Below are 908 nucleotides of genomic sequence, written 5' to 3'. Positions count from 1 at the left end.
ACCGCCACAAAGTAGCTGGCTGTCAGTGGATCACGGAGCAGAATGTGAAACTCGTCAAAGTAGCACCAAGTTGCCGCGCCCTCGTGGAAGTTCTGATCCACCGCCTGCGAAACAAACTCGTTTGTGATGTGCATTGCAATCTTTCTAAGGTTTTCGCCCATGTTTTTCAGAACGATGCACACCACACGGCTGTCCGTCTTGACGTTGGTAGGATGGTTAAAAAGATTGAGGGAGCCTGTACAATAAAGCTCTAAGGCAGTTGCCACGCGCCGGGCCTCGGGCTCCGGCTGGCGTAAGAGCTCTTCGTACAAATCCTGCAACAGCGGTGTTTTTGCAGTTTCCAGTCCGAGCGCCTGTTCCCGGTACACCAAACGCACACAGCGGTCAATGACCGTCTTTTCAATGGGCTGCAAGCCTTCCTTGCCGCCGACCACCAGCTCGCATAGGGACAAAAGAAAATCCGCCTTCATGGAAAGCGGGCTTTCTCCGGCGGCCATATTGAGCTCCACATCCATCGGATTGAGGTGGTGCGGGCTGTCCGGGGCAATCTCGATCACCTGGCCGCCCAGCCTTCGCACCAGCGGAGCGTATTCGCCCATCGGGTCAACCACGATGATCCGATCCTGCGGGATGGTGAGAAACACATTCAAGAGCTCGCGCTTTGCGGCAAAGCTCTTGCCGGAGCCCGTAGAGCCCAAATACATCCCGTTTGCCGATTTCAGCTTTTTGCGGTCAGCCATGATGACATTGTGAGAAAGTGCGTTCATGCCATAGTAGAGGGCCTGCCCAGCCATGCGGAGCTCCCTTGTCATAAAAGGAATAAAGATGGCTGTGGAGCTGGTGGTCATACCGCGCTGGATTTCTACCTCGTTGTAACCAAGGGCCAACGAGGAAACAAAGCCCTGTTC

The 908-nt window shown here is 54.7% G+C and carries 1 protein-coding gene; it reads right to left on the bottom strand.

Features of this window, described 5'->3' with window-relative positions; translation table 11 throughout:
* The coding region (locus H8Z83_RS19235) for a VirB4-like conjugal transfer ATPase, CD1110 family (RefSeq protein ID WP_187016497.1) at window positions 1-908 on the bottom strand (908 nt) is incomplete at both ends.

This window comes from Dysosmobacter segnis (genome assembly GCF_014297285.1).
In the GTDB taxonomy this organism is placed as follows: domain Bacteria; phylum Bacillota; class Clostridia; order Oscillospirales; family Oscillospiraceae; genus Oscillibacter; species Oscillibacter segnis.
Note: the sequence above shows the minus strand (reverse complement) of the source record. Positions and strands in the feature narration are given on the sequence as shown.